The organism is Pseudonocardia sp. DSM 110487 (genome assembly GCF_019468565.1).
Classification (GTDB): domain Bacteria; phylum Actinomycetota; class Actinomycetes; order Mycobacteriales; family Pseudonocardiaceae; genus Pseudonocardia.
The window spans coordinates 7,527,432-7,542,780 of record NZ_CP080521.1; the positions used below are offsets into that span (position 1 = coordinate 7,527,432).

Here is a 15,349-nt window from a genome sequence, read left to right on the forward strand (position 1 = left end):
GCAAAGCCGTCATATGATCTTGAAAGTGGTCAACGGGCGAAGAGCGTCGCGGGCGTGATGGCGTAGGCCGGCGGCGATGTTGGTTATGAAGGTCCTTTCCAGCTACCCCGGAGCACGCATATGAGCACATAGGCAGCTCGCCATTCCATAATGCTGGCCGTCCAACAGAGTCGGGACTTCCCGAGCCTTCCGCTAGCACTACATCGCCGACTCTCAGGCTATATACGTCTCGCTCATCGAGAGATACGTTCATTTCTTGAACGTCCGTGAGATCCAGCCCGTCTTCGACTAGCTACGGACACATCGCCCCCTCTCGCTGGGCAGGCAGTACCTTAGCTGGCGGCACCGACGAGACAGATGATCGCGTGGCCCTCCCCGGCGGTGACTCGGCGCCATCCGCTGTCATGCTCCGCTGCCTTCTTGGCCGGAGGCCCGCGCTCCGCGTGTCAGGGTCCGAGGACGCAGGCAGGTTCTCGGCACGCAGCTCAGCCACCTCCCCGCTTGCGGAGCCCCCTGCCGCGGGCGCAGCGCGACGTGGCGGGGCGTGTGGCCGCCTTGCACTGCCATCGGCATCGCTGGTAGAAGCCGCCACGGGAGATCCAGACGTCACCGGAGAAACCGCCGTTCTCGATGACCAGGTTGGTCAGCTCGACGGACTCGAACCCGACATACGCGATCCGCCGAGGGACCTCGCCGGGGCTGCTCAGGGTAAACGCCCGCCCGCGGAAGCCGAGCATGGTCGAGTACTCCGCCACGTTCGGCGCCGGCGGCGACGGAGCGAGGCCCTGGTTGCCCATGTTGCAGTCGATCCGCAGGCCGTCGATCGTGATCCGGCCGCGGATGATCACGTCGAACTCGATCTGCCCCTCGGCGTCGGAGCCGGGCCGCCAGGTGAGCTGGGCCTCCTCGTCCGGCGTAGGCCGTTCCGGGACGGAGAATAGGCCGTAGTTCTCGTCGGGCTTCGCAAGGTCGATCGAGCCGTCCGCTTCGGCCCGCATGGAGGCCCGGTGGATGAACCCGCCGACCCCGTCTTGGTCGAACCACTTGCTGCTACGCGGGTTGTTCGTCATGCCGATCCTCGGATGATCAGTTCGACCGGCAGCCGCTCCGTCACCGGGGCGGTCTCGCGGCCCTCGATGCCCTCGATCAGCAGCGACGCGGCACGGCGCCCGATGTCGAACCCCGGGACGCGCAACGTGGTCAGGGGCGGGTCGGTGAGCTCGGCGAAGTCGAAGTCGTTGAACCCGGCGACAGCGACGTCGTCGGGTACCCGCAGGCCGCGGCTCCTGAGGGCCTGGATCGCCCCGACCGCCAGCAGGTCGTTGCCGGCGATGATCGCGGTCGGCGGGTTTGGGACGTCGCTCAGCCTGGTGGCCATTCTGCCGCCGCTGCTGGCGTGCCACTCCCCCTCGAACATGGCCAGCGCCGGGTCGTAGGGCACGCCGGCATCGGCGAGGGCGTCCTGGTACCCGGCGAAGCGCTCCTCGACCATCGGCCATGACACGGCGGAGCCGAGGAACGCGATCCGCCGGTGCCCTGCGGCCAGCAGATGCGTGGTCAGCCGGGCGGCACCCGCCCGGTTGTCGGCGGTCACCGTCGACACCGTCGATCGCTGGGTGTCCTCGAGCACGACGAGGTTCGACGTCAGCTTCTCCGCCTCGCCGATGTAGGAGTCGCGCATCGACGGCTCCCCGGAGAGCAACAGCACGGCACCGTCGGCACGGTTCTGCAGGATCGGGAGGAAGAGGCCCCGGTCGAGCTGGTCGGGGTGCGAGGCGTGGACCAGCACCATGTAGCCGTTCTGCCGCGCGACGGTGCCGACCCCCGAGACGATCAGTGCCGTCATGGGGTCGGCCAGGTAGAGCGGATCGGGGTCGAGCAGTAGCAGAGCCAGGGTGTTGGTCCGCTGCACGCGCAAGCCGCGCGCCTGTGAGTTCGGGATGTAGTTGAGCTCGCGCATCGCCTCCTCGACGCGCAGCTTCGTCTCCGCGCTCATCTGGTGGACCTTCTGGTTCACCACGTTGGACACGGTCTGCACCGACACCCCGGCGAGCTCGGCGACCGCCTTCAGTCCGGGCCGACGCGCACGCGGCTGAGCAGTCATGCCAGGGCTCCTCCTGGTCCAGGACTGCGGAACCGGTGGCCGAGGGTGCCCCGCGCGGGCACGTCGGCCACGAACAGCGCGCCGTGTCGATCATCGGCGGCGCGCTGCTCAGGTGACACGTCCTCCAAGGCGGTCGTGATCGCCAGTCTCCACCGTCCCTCGCCGCCGAAGAACGCGATGTTGCTGCAGGACGTCGCCGGAACGCGCACCTCGCACAGCGTGGTGCCGTCGGGCCGGACCTGGCGCACCCTCCCGGAACCCCACAGCGCGACCCACAGGTTGCCGTCGGCGTCGACCGCCAGCCCGTCCGAGGCGCCCTCGTCCTCGTCGAAGGTGATCACGGGCTCACGGGAGGCGACCGTTCCGGTCGCGGTCACGCTCAAGCGATCGATGCGCTGCTGGGCGGTGTCGACGTAGTACGGCGCGTCCGCGTCCGCGGTCGGCCACGCCAACCCGTTGGACTCGGTGACCCCGTCGAGGATTCGCCGGATGCGGCCCTCCGCGTCGATGCGCCACAACGACGCCGTCCCGGCACCTCCGGTGGCGTTCATGCTCCCCGCCCAGTAGCGGCCGGCAGGGTCGCATCCCCCGTCGTTCATCCGGTCCCCCGCGGGGAGGCCGAGTCCGTCGCCCAGCCGGGTCACGGTGCCGCCGATGTCGATCATCGCGAATCCGTCCGCGCTGGTGCCGACGAGTGGGCCCTGCGTGCTCAGGCCGATCGAGGTGACCGTTTGCGACAGCGTGACGCTCCGGACGGTCCCTGCCGCGTCGAGACTGTGCAGGCGCCGACCCTCGATGTCGATCCACTGCAGCAGGCCGGTCCGATCGTCCCACACCGGGCTCTCGCCGAGCCCGCAGCGCGGCGAGCCGGCGACGACCTCGGCGTCGATGATCTCCACGTCACCCCACCCCCCGGACGGGCACGGCGTCGACCGCCTCCCAGAGCCGGGCGGCACGATCGGCGAGCTGCTCCAGGGACAGGTCCACGCTCCGCGCCGGTACCAGCCAGCTGCCGGCGGCGACCGCGACAGCGCCGAGGCGGAGGTAGGCGGCCGCGTTGGTGTCGTCGACGCCCCCGGTCGGTACGACCGCGATCTGCGGGAACGGCCCGCGGACGGCCGACAGGTGCTCCGGACCGACGCCGCGCAGGATCGCCAGGATCCGTCCGCTCGCCAGTTCGTGCGGCACGGCCGGTCGGGCCGTGGGGAGCGCTGTCTCAGGCATCGGCGAGCACGTCCGGGGAGCGGTCGGTCGAGAACGACAGGCGCATCGCGTTGTGGTAGGTCTCGCCAGGCCGGAGGATCGGCTGCGGGAAGTGCGACTGGTTCACCGCGTCCGGGAACGTCTGCGTCTCGAGGGTGAATCCGGCGAAGGCGTCGTACTGGTCCAGCGGGGCCTTCGCGGACACTCCGGCCAGGTAGCCACCGACGTAGATCTGCACGCCCGGCTGGTTGGTGGTGAGCGTGAGGCGGCGGCCGCTGCTCGGGTCCTCGATCGTGGCCACGTCCCGCATCCCCGTGCCGGTGAGCACCCAATTGTGGTCGTAACCGGCGCCGCGGTCGTCCGTGAGCCGCCCTGCCCCGGAATGGGAGACCTCGCTCAGGCGCTTGCCGATGGGGGTCGGCGAGCGGAAGTCGAACGGGGTGCCCTCGACGGCCAGCACCTCACCGGTCGGCAGCAGTTCGTCGTCGACGGGTGTGTAGAAGGAGCTGTTCACCTGGAGCAGGTGCTCCAGCACCGAGCCCGCGGCGGCACCGGCCAGGTTGAAGTAGCTGTGGTGCACGATGTTGACCACCGTGCTCCGGTCGGTCGTCGCCTCGATCTCGATGTCGAGCACCGATCCGGTGAGCCGGTAGACCACCTGCGTGGAGAGCTCGCCGGGGTAACCCTCGTCCCCGTCCGGGGAGACCAGGGTGAACCGGACCTCGTCCTTCGTCGGGTCGACGTGGGTGTCCCACTGACGGCGGTCGAACCCGATCCGGCCGCCGTGCAGGTGGTTGCCCCCTTCGTTGAGAGTGACCTGGTGCACCTCGCCGTCCACGACGAACCGTCCGCCGCGGATGCGGTTGGCGTACCTGCCGGCCGTCGAGCCCATGTAGTTCGGGTCGCTCGCGGCCTCGGCCAGGGTCGCGCGGCCCAGGACGACGTCGGTGAACACGCCGTCGCGGTCCGGGACGTGCAGTTCCCGCAGCCGCGCCCCCAGATCGGTCAGTACGGCGCGGCAGTGCTCGTTGCTGATCGTGACGACGGTCGCGGTACGGCCCTCGACGTCGACGGTGCGGCTCTCGATCATCGGTCACCCTTCATCAGGTCGGGCAGCGGGTGCCCGGGGTCGTCGTCGGCGGCGTCGGGGCGCAGGTCGAGCAGGATCTTTCCGCGCGGTTCGCCCGTCGCGGTGGAGAGGAGGTGCAGTGCGGCGGCGAACTGCTCGAGCCGGGCGCGGTGGGTCACCAGGGGAAGCGGGCGCAACGCCCCGCTGTTCAGCAACCCGACCGTGGTGGCCCACGCCTCGGCGGTGTAGCTGAAGCTGCCGCGGATCCGCAGGTCCTTGTTGACGACGTCGTCGACGAGGAGCCGAGCGGCGTTGCCGTGACCCGCGATCCCGAGCAGTACGACCTGCCCGCTGGGGCGGGCCGCCCGGATCGCGGACTCCACCGCGGCCGTGGCGCCTGCGGCTTCCACGACGACGTCGTAGGCGTTGTCGGGTGGTTGATCGACGGTGAACGCGTCGGCTCCCGCAGCGGCCGCCAGCACCTTCTGCTCGGGGCGCAGGCCGGCGAGGTCGACCGTGGCGGGCGACCACATCCGCACCAGTTGCGCGGCGAGCAGCGCCACCGTGCCGTCCCCGATCACGAGCACGCGCGATGCTGGCTCGATCTGCAGGACGCCGAGGGCGCGCAGCACGACCGCAGCGGGCTCGACGAGCGCGCCCGCGGCGAGGGGGACGCCGTCGGCGAGCCGGTGCACGAGGTGCGCGGGAACGGTGACGCTCGGCCCCGCCGCGCCGTCGAGGGTGAATCCGAGCTCGTCGTAGTTCTCGCACATGTTGGTGCGACCGCTGCGGCAGGCCGAGCACACCAGGCAGCCGACGACGCCCTCGACGACGACGGGATCCCCGATCGCGAACTCGGACACCGCAGTCCCGACCTGTGCCACGCGACCGGACCATTCGTGGCCGAGCACCAGTGGGTACCGGGTGTAGGCGGGGTCGAGGTCGCCGTTGACGATCTCCAGGTCGGTGCCGCACAGCCCCACGAAGTGGGGTTCGATCACGACCTCCCCCGCCGCGGCGGCAACACCGCTGTGCTGCTCGAGCACGACCTCGCCGGGGCCGCGGACCATCAGGGCCGGGCCGCTGGGAACCTCTTGCTGCGACATCACGCCGACACCCCCACGTTCACCGCATCGACCAGCAGGTCGAACCGGCGATCGACCTCGCGGCGGGTCTCGGGATCCAGGTCGAACCCGACCGGGCCGCGCGCGTACGTCTCCACCAGCACACGTTGGCGTTGCAGCAGGTGCTTGTGGACGGCGACGAAGGAGTCAAGGCTCCCCAACATCGACACGATCGCCGAGAGCGGGCCGTTGATCACGTCAGCGGCAGCGTCATCGCCGGACTCCAGCGCGCCCCACAGCGCGACCAGCGCCCAGCAGATGTCCGGACCGGGCATCGTGCCGGCGATCCCCCGGCGGAAGCTGTCGACCAGGGCCAATCCACCCGTGCCTTCGTAGATGGCCGCCGCTCCGCCGGTGGCGTCCCGCAGCGCCGTCAGCCGCGGACCGATCGGGAGTGCCTCCGGCTTGAACAGCGCGCGGGCCCCGTACTCGTGCGACAGGTTCGCCTGCAGGTCGATCGAGAGGGGGCGTCCCAGGTAGCCGCTGGCGTCCTGGACGACTACCGGGATCGACACGGCGTCGAAGATCCCGTGGTAGTACCGCGAGAGCTCCGCGTCGTCACACGGGGTCGCGACGGGCGGGATCGCCATCACCGCGTCGGCGCCGCTGGACTCCGCGTGCTTGGCGTACCGGATCGCGGTGTGGACGCTCTCGGCGCCGACGCTGGCCGTCACCGTGCCCCGTCCATCGACCGCGCGACAGGTCTCCGCGGTGAGCCGGTCCCGCTCCTCGCTGGACAAGCGCAGCACCTCGGAGACCATGCCGAGGACGACGCCGTGCACGCCCTGCGACAGCACCCACTCGACTTCGCGAGCCAGTGCAGCGAGATCGATCTCGCCGTCCCGGGTGAACGGGGTGACCAGTACGGGCAGGACACCCCGGGGTGTCTCGGACATCGACTACTCCTGAGCGGATGGTGGTGGACAGACGGATGGTCTCCCCCGGATCGTGGCGTCGCGGCCACGCCGTCCGGCTAAGGCGTGTTGGACCGAGCGTCGGGCAGGGGGACTTCGACCTCGCCGGAGACGGACCCGATGCGGGCGTAGGCGTCCGGTGAGTGGCGGCGCAACCACAGTGCTCGACCGACCCCGGCGAGTGCGACGACGGGAAGGATCGCCGCCACCGCGGTCGCGACGCCGACCGATTCCGTCCCGATCAGCAGGCCGAAGTTGCTGATGGCCGTCACGGCCAGCACGAGCAGCCCGATCAGGCCGAGGGCAGGCGAGAGGATCGTGTGCCAGATCCGGTGATCGACGTCGTGGCGACGGAAGAAGGCGAACACGGCTATGGATGCGATCAGCTGCAGCACGATGACACCGATGGCGCCGACCCCCGTCGCCCAGACGTAGATGTTGGTGTACGGATCGGCACCCGCCACCGCGAACACGACGAGCACCACGACCGCGCTCGCGGCCTGCACGATGCACGCCGTCTGGGGCGACTGCCGCACATCGTGGCACCGGCCGAGCGGAGCCCACATCAGACCCTGGCGACCCAGCGTGAACATGTAGCGGGCCAGCGTGTTGTGGAAGGCCAGCACCGCGGCGAAGATGCTCGTGACGATCAGGACGCTCATCACGTCGGCGGTGACCGCACCGAGCTGCGCGGTCAATGCGGCGGCTGCGAAGCCCTCGGGGTTCGAACGGGCGATGTCGACGACCTGATCAGCGGGGAACGCGTTGACCAGCAGCCAGGCCGAGATGGCGTAGAACGCGCCCATCGTCACGAGCGCGATGTAGGTCGCCCGTGGCACCGTGCGGCGTGGGTTGCGCGCCTCCTCGCCGTAGATGGTCGTGGCTTCGAAGCCGATGAAGGACGTGTGTGCGAACACGAGGGCGATGCCCAGCGCGCCGGCGAACACCGCCGACGGCGCGAACGGCTCCCACGACAGAGAGACGGCCCCGCCGCCGCGCGCGCCGCCCGTCGCGGCGACCACGATGTCGAGCGCGAGAATCAGCACGCTTTCCAGCACGAGCATCACGCCGAGGACGCGCGCGCCGATGTCGACCTGGCGCACGCCCAACCACAAGCACAGCGCCACACCGGCCAGCGAGTAGACCCACCAGGGCGGCCCGTCGCCGACGTAGGAGCGCACCAGCCGGTCGACGAAGGCGCCGAGCGCACCGAACATGCCTGCTTGGATCGCGGTGTAGGCGAAGAGCGCCAATGTTGCCGCACCGAGTCCGGCCGGGCGGCCGAGCCCGCGGGTGACGAAGGTGTAGAAGCCACCGGGGTCCACGATGTGTCGGCTCATGGCGCTGTACCCGACGGCGAACAGCAGGAGCACGGCCGTGACCAGCAGGAAGGCTCCGGCGGCCCCGACCCCGTTGCCCAGGCCGATCATGACCGGAACGCCGAGGACGACCCCCGACAGCGGGGCGGCGGCGGACACGACGAAGAACACGATGTGGCTGGTGCCGATCGCGTTCCGCCGCAGTCTCGATGTGCCGCGGGTCGACTCGGTGCATGTCGGGTTGCTTGTTGCTGTGTCTTCCCCCGGGGGATCCTGGATTGTCGACATGGGTCTCACCTCGTTGTGGAGATGTCAGCGAATAGGACGGAACGAGCGCAGTGCGGAACCGTGCGTCAAAGCCGCTTGCCGAGCGAGATCACGCCGCGCAGCGCCCGCTGCCGCATCGCCCAGTTCCGCAGCCCCCGCAGCCGCGGGTGGGAAGCAACGCGATCGACGAGATCGAGACGGGCAGCACCGGTCCCCCGCGCCGGTGCGCGGACGGTCCCGCCGGCGGTGTCGAGGTCGGCCAGCACGGCCTGCGCCGCGTTGTGGCCGCACGCCCCCATCACCGCACCGCCGGGATGGGTCGCGGCCCCGCACAGGTAGAGCCCACCGATGGGGGTCCGGTAGCCGCCCATGCCGGCCGCGGGACGCGAGGCGAACAGCTGGTTCTGCGACATCGCGCCCTGGAAGATGTTCCCGCCGGTCAGGCCGTAGTCGCGCTCCAGGTCGAGCGGCGTGATCGTGTACGTGGCGACGACGGAGCCGGGGACGTTCGGTGCGAACCTGGCCAGCGACCGGATCACGGTCTGGGTGAACTCGTCCTTGCGCGAGTCCCAGTCGCCCTCGGCCAGGTCGAAGGGCAGCTGCTGGATCCCCGTCGAGATCGTGTGCAGCCCCGCCGGTGCCAGGGTCGGATCGGTGACCGACGGGATGATCAGCTCGATCGGGTAGCTGTCGGCCAGCTCGCCCCGCCGCTGGGCGTCCCAGGCCCGGTCGTAGGCCGCCGGGGTGCCCCCGAGCAGCGTGAATCCGCGGTGCTGGGGACCTTCGCCCGCGGGCAGGCCCGCATAGGCGGGCAGCTCGTTCACCAGGAGGTGAACCCGCGCCATGCTCCCCCGGAAGTCGAGCGCCTCGACGCGGCCCCGCGTCCCGGGATCGACCGCGCTCGGGGTGACGAGATGCAGGAACGTGTGCTTGGTGTCGGCGCTGGAGAGGACCACGTCAGCGGGGTGGATCGTCTCGCCCACCCGCACCCCGGCGACGCGGCCGCCGCGAACGACGATCTCGTCGACCTCCGCACCGGTGTGGATCGTGGCACCGGCTTTCCGCGCCGATGCGGCGATCGCGTCCGAGATGGCACCCATCCCGCCGCGGGGGAAGCCGAACCGCCCGAACTCGCCCTTGTACTCGCCCCACGAGTGGTGGCTGAACCCGTACGCCGTGCCCGGGTCTCCAGGAGCGGCGAACACCGACACCAGCGCGAAGAAGGTGAACAGCCCGCGGGTGAGATCGTGGGTGAAGTACTTCTGCAGCGTCGCGCTCACGCTGTCGGTGACGAACTCGTGCCACAGCTCGATCTCGCCGGCGTCCTCGAACTTCCTGATCAGGTCGCTGAGCGCCGGGGGCTCGGCGAGCAGGAAGGGCTGGACGAGCTTCGCGAACCGCCGGAAGCGTACGCCGAAGTCGATGAACCGATCGGTGTCCTTCTCGCCGATCCGTTCCAGCTCCTTGAGCGTGCGGTCGAGCTCGGGCCAGACGAAGAAGTGCTCACCGTCCTCGCCCATCACGAAGTTCATGACGTCGGTGGTGTACATGTCGAGCCCGTGCCGCTCGAGCTCGAGGTCGCGGATGATCTCCGGGCGCAGTGATGAGTTGACGTAGGCGCAGCTGGAGAACCGGGCACCTGGTAGGAGCTCCTCGGTCACGCAGGCTCCGCCTATCACCCCGCGCCGTTCCAGGACGGTGACGGCATGCCCTGCCCGGGCGAGGTAGGCGGCGGCCACCAGACCGTTGTGACCAGCACCGACAACAACGATGTCACCCACGTTGGCGCTCTCCCGTCTCGATTCTGCGCGGTGATCACGCCTCCCTGCCTGAGCCGGAATGCCCGGCTGCAGAGATCATGTTCAGCTCGTCGAGGATCATCTTTAACGTAAAACTATGACGTTAAAGTTGTACCGCGTGAGCGCTTGCACCGTCAACCCCCTCGCGGAGGGCGATCGTCGGCCCAGGTCAGAGCACCGTCCAGGCCCGAGTGCGGCAGGAACCGGGTCGTCGGCAGCGGAATCCGCATCCATCACGGCGACCCTTGCTTCGGCGACCACGACCTGGTCTTCACCTGCGGAAACGGTGAACCGCCCAATGAGGGCTCATCGGTGCCGCCGACTCCGCAAGAGCCGCCGCCTGACGAGGAAGCTACGAACGACCGTCAGGAAGCGCCATGAGTTGCCGCTGGCCCGCCGTCGACGTGCCAAGCCGCCGCACGGCACCCACGGCCACACACGGCATCCCGAACGCTGCGCCACCTGCTCAGGTCACTCCGCCGCCACCTGGGCAAGCCGTGGTCGCCTGTCGCTGCGGCGTCATGCTCGATCTCGACGATGTGCGCCGACCCGCCCGTCAGCGGGACCGCACTCGCAGCGGGGCCCCAATCGAGCCGATCCCCGTGGCCGACCCGGCCGACCGGGAGCTGCGCATCGGGTGCGGCGCGGCGTTGTTCAACCTCCTTCGCCGCGGTGTACGGGCCGTGGGTGACCGGGAAGTCACTGCCGGACCGGCGCACCACGGTCGCCGACTCCCCGTGTGCCCGACCGGGGATCGCCGATGCCGCCTACCCACTGGCTGCGCTCCTGTCCGCGACAGCAGCGCGCGTGTTGGCCACCCTAATGAACTGCCTGGACCTGATCGGCACCCGTCCTCACCGCAGACATCAGGGCGTCGAGCGCGTCGCGGGTGCGCAGCAGGTCCTCGATGTGGGTCGAGAGCCGGTCGCGTTCCATGGCCATGCGCTGCAGTGCGGCGTCGGAGTTCTCGTCGCTGGGCGAGTCGGCGCACGGCAACACTTCGAAGATGGCGCGGCTGGACAGCCCGGCCACGTACAGGCGCTGGATCAAGGTGACCCGCTCGACATCGTCCTTCATGTAGTGCCGCTGGCCGCCGGCGCTCCGGATGCTGGTGAGCAGTCCCTGCTCCTCGTAGTAGCGCAGCGAACGGACACTGACTCCGGCCCGCTCCGCGAGTTCGCCGATCCGCATATCACCCTCCCGAATGTGGCTCCGGCCACCACGACTTGTCTCTCACATTGATGTCAGGTTTTAGCCTACCTGTCGGGCCCCCGTTCCGGGGCCTTTGACCAGTACGAAGGAGTTCCGACGTGACTACGCTGTTCGACCGCTACCGCCTCGGCGGTCTGGAGCTGCCCAACCGTGTCGTGATGGCGCCGATGGGCCGGATCCGGGCCACGGCCGAAGGCCTCGCGACTCCGTCCATGGCGGTCTACTACGCCCAGCGGGCCACCGCCGGGCTGATCATCAGCGAAAGCCAGCAGCCCAGCCTGCTCGGGCAGTCCAACCCGGGCACTCCGGGGCTGTACACCGACGAGCAGGTGGCCGCCTGGAGGCCCGTCACCGACGCCGTGCACGCTAACGGCGGGCGCATCTTCGCCCAGATCATGCATGGCGGCCGGGTCTCGCACCCCGACACGACCGGTCTCCAGCCGGTCGGGCCGTCCGCCGTCCCCGCCGTGGGCGATGTATTCACCCCGACCGGGATGCAGCCCGCGCCGGTCCCCCGCGCCTTGGACACCTCCGAAGTGCCCGAGCAGGCCCGTTCGTACGCCGAGGCCGCCCGGCGCGCTGTCGACGCCGGGTTCGACGGCGTCGAACTGCACGGCGCGAACGGCTACCTGATCTCGCAGTTCCTGTCGTCCAACGCCAACCTGCGCACCGACGCCTACGGCGGCCCGATCGCCCACCGCATCCGCTTCGCCGTCGAGGCGGTCGCCGCCACGGTGGACGCCGTGGGCGCGGCCCGCACCGCGATCAGGCTCTCGCCCGGCACCGACATCTACGGCGTCGAGGAGACCGAGGTGCCGGAGCTGTACGCGGCCCTGCTCGCCGAACTCGCCCGCTTCGACCTCGCCTATTTGCACGTGGAGGCGACTGCCGAGGAGGAGGTGCTGGTCGGGCTGCGCCGCGCGTGGCCGGGCAGCCTCATCATGAACCCGGTGGCCCCGGAGAGCCCGAAGCCGACCGACAGGACCGCCGCCGACCACTGGCTCGGCCTGGGCGCGGATCTGATCAGCTTTGGCCGCGCCTTCATCGCCAACCCGGACCTGGTGGAACGGCTCCGCACCGGCCTGCCGATCGCGCCCGCCGACAGGGACACGTTCTACCAGGGCGGCGACGCGGGCTATGTCACCTACCCGGCATACCAGTACACCGCCGCCTGACCGAGCAGGCGTGAAATCCGGGCGGAACGGTGTGCTCCCCGCCCGGACTTCACGCTTCCGCGCAGGCAGCGCCCGGTCTCGCGCCTCCATGGAGCCCGGCTCGGCCTCACGCCTCATCGGGGTCCTGCGCACGGCCAGCAGCAGGCCGTCTCGGCCGGAATGGCGGCGCGGTGCGGGCGACGGTCCCGGGGCCGGCCACGAGAGTCGCCGGTGATGAAGCAGCGGGCGGTCGCGAGGAGGTTCGCGGCCAGGTTCGTCGTTGTCGACATTGGACAGTCCTCGTCCGGTGCGGGTACACGCCGGGTGCGTGATCTGGGTTCAGCCGCAGACCGATCGTGAGGTCGCGCCCGCCGGTTCGACAATCCATGTTGCAGGTGGTGCACCCAACGGCCGACGCAATCAGCCGAGCTGCATCCCGTCCGCGAAGTCGGTGCTCCGCGAGAGATCGGCCCACCGGGCGATCTCCTCGTCCACGTCCATCCGCCCGTTGGTGACCAGACGCAGGGCGTCCGAGCCGAGCACCAGGTGCACCGGCGGCGCAGGCGAGTCGGCCACCGACAGCACGGCCTCCGCCGCCTTGTCCGGGTCTCCGAGCTGCTTGCCGTTGGCGGCGTGCCGGTGCTCTCGCTGCGGGTTCATCACCTCGTCGTAGTCGGGGATCGACCGCTCGGTCCGGACCATCGACCGCCCCGCCCAGTCGGTGCGGAACGAGCCCGGCGCGATCGCGGTGACCCGGATCCCCAGGCCACGAACCTCCTTGGCGAGGCTCTCCAGGATTCCCTCGAGCGCGTACTTGCTCCCGTGGTAGTAGGTCAGCCCCGGCACGGTCATGAGCCCACCCATCGACGTCACCGCCATCAGGTGCCCTCGCCTGCGCTCCCGCATGAACGGCAGGGCCGCCTTGAGCGTGGCGACGGCCCCGAACACGTTCACGTCGAACTGCCTGCGCATCTCAGCCATCGGGGACTCCTCGAACACGCCCTCGTGCCCGTATCCCGCGTTCGCGATGACGACGTCGATCGGCCCCACCGCGCGCTCGACGTCCGCCACGGTGGCGAACACGGCGTCGTCGTCGGTCACGTCGAGCAGCCGGGAGACGGCCCGCCCGGGCGTGCCCGCGGCGAGCCCCTCGAAGCGCTCGGCGTCCTCGGGGCGCCGGACCGTGCCGACCACGATGTGGCCTGCAGCCAGGAACCGTCGTGCGAAAGCGTGTCCGAACCCGGAGCTCACCCCGGTGACGAGAAAGGTCTTCTGATCCGCCATATCTTCACGATACGCAGTGTCGAGGAAAATCGACACTGCGTCGAGAGTGAAGTGGGTCGCGCCGGTCGGACTAGTCAGCCGCGGGCAGGACGGCGAGCCAGATCCCGATGCACACGTCGCCGACGTGTGTCAGCGCGGCACCTCGCACTCCCTCGACGTGCGCCCCCTCGACGTACGCGCGGTAGAAGGTCCGCTCCGTCATCCAGCAGAGCGCGCGGGCGACCTCCGGAGCCGATCCGGGGCCGTCGGCGGGCATGTCCGTGCGGTCGAGGATCTCGGTCATCGCCGCCGCGTAGCGCTCGACGGTCGACGCCCAGACGACCCCGATCTCGGGGATGACGGCACCGAGCTCGACCGCAGCGCTCATGATCCGCCCGTGTGCGGCCCACGAGCGCTCGGTGTTGCGCACCGCCCGGACGATCGCCTCCCGTGGAGCGAGCTGCGCGTCGGCCACGACCGACGTCGCGTCCTCGGAGATCTCGGCGACGGTCCTGCGCACGAGGGCCGTGAACACCTCCTGCTTCGAGGCGAAGTAGAAGTACAGCGCGTTCCGCGCGATCCCCGCCCCACGGGCGATCGCCTCGACGGTGATCCCGTCGAAGCTCTCCACCTCGAGCAGCTCCTCCGCGGCATCGAGGATGGCCTTCTCCCGCAGGTCGCCCTTGGTCGGCGCATCCCGGCGTCGTCGACGCGGCGGAGTCTCGGCACTCGGCATCCGATCATGCTAGTTCGACTCGTCGGCGATGACGTTGTCCTGATCCTGGGGCAGCAGGAGGCTCTGGGACCTGCGCGAAGCTCCATCCGTCGGCCGTCTTCGTGAACGTCCAGACCACGTCGAACCAGTCGTCCGGCCAGTCCTTCGGCGGCGGTACGTCTCGCCTGATCAGGCCAGCAAGGCGATCACAGGACGAGCATGAGTTTGCCGCCGGGCCGCCGGGACTGGCTGAGCTTCGCCGCCTCATGGATCTGGTCGAGCGTGTAGGTGCGGGCGACCGGTACGGCCAGGACGCCTTCGCCGGCCAGGCGGGCGAACTCGTCCATCCGGTCGTAGCGCATGTCGATCTGCGTGATCCGGGCACCGAGCTCGGCTGCGGCGGCGAAGTCCGAGACGGTGAGGACGCGGTCGGGGTCCCCGGTCAGCTCGATCAGGTTCGGCAGCGAGCCGCCGGCCGGGCTGACCTGGTCGGCGCGGTCGACCCGGCCGCCGGTCGGGGCCGTGTCCAGGGCGCGGTCGACGCGGCCTCCGGCCAGTGCGGTGACGCGTTCGGCCATGCCGTCGCCGTAGGCGGTCACCTGGGCGCCGGCCTCTTCCAGGGCGGCGGCCCGCGTCGGCCCGGCGGTGGCGATCACCCGGACGCCCCGGTTCAGCGCCAAGCGCACCGCCGTCTCGCCCACGGTGGAGCCCGCGCCGTGGACGAGCAGCAGCTCATCCGGCTGGACGCCGAGGTCGTCGAGCGCCTGCCACGCCGTCTCGGCCGCCATCGGCAGCGCGGCGGCCTGCTCGGCGGTGACGCCCTCGGGAATGCGTGCCCAGGCCGCCATCAGGGCGTATTCGGCGGCCCCTGCCGTCGGGCCGTCGAAGGTCGCCGGGCCGAACGCGCGGTCGCCGATCTCGACGCCGATGACGCCCTCACCGAGCGCGTCGACGGTGCCCGCGACCTCGAGGCCGAGCCCGCGCGGCAGCGGCGGCAGCTGGTCGGCGAGGAGGCCGTCGACCACCGCCCAGTCGGCCGGGTTCAAGCCGCACGCCCGCACGGCGATCCGGATCTCGCCGGGTCCCGGCTCCGGCGTCGGGACGTCGCGGAGCACGATCGCGTCCGGGGACCCGAATCGGTCGAACTGAAGAGCTTTCATGACGGCCTCCTGGACGATGACAGCATCTGTTGTCATCGACCGTACA

The 15,349-nt window shown here is 70.2% G+C and carries 14 protein-coding genes; 1 reads left to right on the plus strand and 13 read right to left on the minus strand.

Annotated features, from left to right (window positions below):
• Window positions 1-485: 485 nt before the first annotated feature.
• From K1T35_RS35205 to K1T35_RS35250, 10 genes are all read right to left on the minus strand, one after another.
• Window positions 486-1,070: a hypothetical protein gene (locus K1T35_RS35205; RefSeq protein WP_220256056.1), complete on the minus strand. Its 585-nt coding sequence runs from the start codon at window positions 1,068-1,070 to the stop codon at window positions 486-488.
• Window positions 1,067-2,104 carry a LacI family DNA-binding transcriptional regulator gene (locus K1T35_RS35210; RefSeq protein ID WP_220256057.1) on the minus strand — a complete coding sequence of 346 codons (1,038 nt, stop codon included), beginning with the start codon at window positions 2,102-2,104 and terminating at the stop codon, window positions 1,067-1,069. The genes K1T35_RS35205 and K1T35_RS35210 overlap by 4 nt, the downstream gene beginning before the upstream one ends.
• Entirely contained in the window at window positions 2,101-3,003 is a 903-nt protein-coding gene (locus K1T35_RS35215; RefSeq protein WP_220256058.1) for an SMP-30/gluconolactonase/LRE family protein, read from the minus strand. The genes K1T35_RS35210 and K1T35_RS35215 overlap by 4 nt, the downstream gene beginning before the upstream one ends.
• Before the next feature lies 1 nt (window position 3,004).
• Window positions 3,005-3,328: a hypothetical protein gene (locus tag K1T35_RS35220; protein WP_220256059.1), complete on the minus strand. Its 324-nt coding sequence runs from the start codon at window positions 3,326-3,328 to the stop codon at window positions 3,005-3,007.
• Window positions 3,321-4,397, minus strand: coding sequence for an aldose epimerase family protein (locus K1T35_RS35225; protein WP_220256060.1), 1,077 nt, complete (start codon window positions 4,395-4,397; stop codon window positions 3,321-3,323). The genes K1T35_RS35220 and K1T35_RS35225 overlap by 8 nt, the downstream gene beginning before the upstream one ends.
• The gene (locus tag K1T35_RS35230) at window positions 4,394-5,482 is read right to left on the minus strand and encodes a zinc-binding dehydrogenase (protein WP_220256061.1); all 1,089 of its coding nucleotides are present in this window, start codon (window positions 5,480-5,482) and stop codon (window positions 4,394-4,396) included. The genes K1T35_RS35225 and K1T35_RS35230 overlap by 4 nt, the downstream gene beginning before the upstream one ends.
• The gene (locus K1T35_RS35235) at window positions 5,482-6,396 is read right to left on the minus strand and encodes a dihydrodipicolinate synthase family protein (protein WP_220256062.1); all 915 of its coding nucleotides are present in this window, start codon (window positions 6,394-6,396) and stop codon (window positions 5,482-5,484) included. Before K1T35_RS35235 ends, K1T35_RS35230 begins: the two co-directional genes overlap by 1 nt.
• A gap of 77 nt (window positions 6,397-6,473) precedes the next feature.
• Window positions 6,474-7,904, minus strand: coding sequence for an APC family permease (locus K1T35_RS35240; protein WP_220256063.1), 1,431 nt, complete (start codon window positions 7,902-7,904; stop codon window positions 6,474-6,476).
• A gap of 182 nt (window positions 7,905-8,086) precedes the next feature.
• The gene (locus tag K1T35_RS35245) at window positions 8,087-9,781 is read right to left on the minus strand and encodes an NAD(P)/FAD-dependent oxidoreductase (RefSeq protein WP_220256064.1); all 1,695 of its coding nucleotides are present in this window, start codon (window positions 9,779-9,781) and stop codon (window positions 8,087-8,089) included.
• A gap of 837 nt (window positions 9,782-10,618) precedes the next feature.
• Entirely contained in the window at window positions 10,619-10,990 is a 372-nt protein-coding gene (locus K1T35_RS35250; protein ID WP_220256065.1) for a MerR family transcriptional regulator, read from the minus strand.
• A 119-nt stretch (window positions 10,991-11,109) separates the two neighbouring features.
• Here K1T35_RS35250 and K1T35_RS35255 point away from each other — a divergent pair, with 119 nt between their 5' ends.
• Window positions 11,110-12,186, plus strand: a complete 1,077-nt coding sequence (locus tag K1T35_RS35255; RefSeq protein WP_220256066.1) for an alkene reductase — start codon at window positions 11,110-11,112, stop codon at window positions 12,184-12,186.
• A gap of 399 nt (window positions 12,187-12,585) precedes the next feature.
• Here K1T35_RS35255 and K1T35_RS35260 read toward each other — a convergent pair whose 3' ends face one another.
• The 3 genes from K1T35_RS35260 to K1T35_RS35270 form a co-directional block, all read right to left on the minus strand.
• Complete coding sequence (locus tag K1T35_RS35260) at window positions 12,586-13,449, minus strand: oxidoreductase (RefSeq protein WP_220256067.1); 864 nt, start codon at window positions 13,447-13,449, stop codon at window positions 12,586-12,588.
• A gap of 70 nt (window positions 13,450-13,519) precedes the next feature.
• Window positions 13,520-14,164, minus strand: a complete 645-nt coding sequence (locus K1T35_RS35265; RefSeq protein ID WP_220256068.1) for a TetR/AcrR family transcriptional regulator — start codon at window positions 14,162-14,164, stop codon at window positions 13,520-13,522.
• Between the two features lie 185 nt (window positions 14,165-14,349).
• Window positions 14,350-15,303 carry an NADP-dependent oxidoreductase gene (locus tag K1T35_RS35270; RefSeq protein WP_220256069.1) on the minus strand — a complete coding sequence of 318 codons (954 nt, stop codon included), beginning with the start codon at window positions 15,301-15,303 and terminating at the stop codon, window positions 14,350-14,352.
• Window positions 15,304-15,349: the final 46 nt, after the last annotated feature.

Bases quoted from the DNA above. Each gene is read 5' to 3' on its own strand.
- K1T35_RS35270 (WP_220256069.1), bottom strand. From the start codon at position 15,303: ATGAAAGCTCTTCAGTTCGACCGATTCGGGTCCCCGGACGCGATCGTG.
- K1T35_RS35205 (WP_220256056.1), bottom strand. From the start codon at position 1,070: ATGACGAACAACCCGCGTAGCAGCAAGTGGTTCGACCAAGACGGGGTC.
- K1T35_RS35230 (WP_220256061.1), bottom strand. From the start codon at position 5,482: ATGTCGCAGCAAGAGGTTCCCAGCGGCCCGGCCCTGATGGTCCGCGGC.
- K1T35_RS35220 (WP_220256059.1), bottom strand. From the start codon at position 3,328: ATGCCTGAGACAGCGCTCCCCACGGCCCGACCGGCCGTGCCGCACGAA.
- K1T35_RS35210 (WP_220256057.1), bottom strand. From the start codon at position 2,104: ATGACTGCTCAGCCGCGTGCGCGTCGGCCCGGACTGAAGGCGGTCGCC.
- K1T35_RS35235 (WP_220256062.1), bottom strand. From the start codon at position 6,396: ATGTCCGAGACACCCCGGGGTGTCCTGCCCGTACTGGTCACCCCGTTC.
- K1T35_RS35250 (WP_220256065.1), bottom strand. From the start codon at position 10,990: ATGCGGATCGGCGAACTCGCGGAGCGGGCCGGAGTCAGTGTCCGTTCG.
- K1T35_RS35225 (WP_220256060.1), bottom strand. From the start codon at position 4,397: ATGATCGAGAGCCGCACCGTCGACGTCGAGGGCCGTACCGCGACCGTC.
- K1T35_RS35260 (WP_220256067.1), bottom strand. From the start codon at position 13,449: ATGGCGGATCAGAAGACCTTTCTCGTCACCGGGGTGAGCTCCGGGTTC.
- K1T35_RS35265 (WP_220256068.1), bottom strand. From the start codon at position 14,164: ATGCCGAGTGCCGAGACTCCGCCGCGTCGACGACGCCGGGATGCGCCG.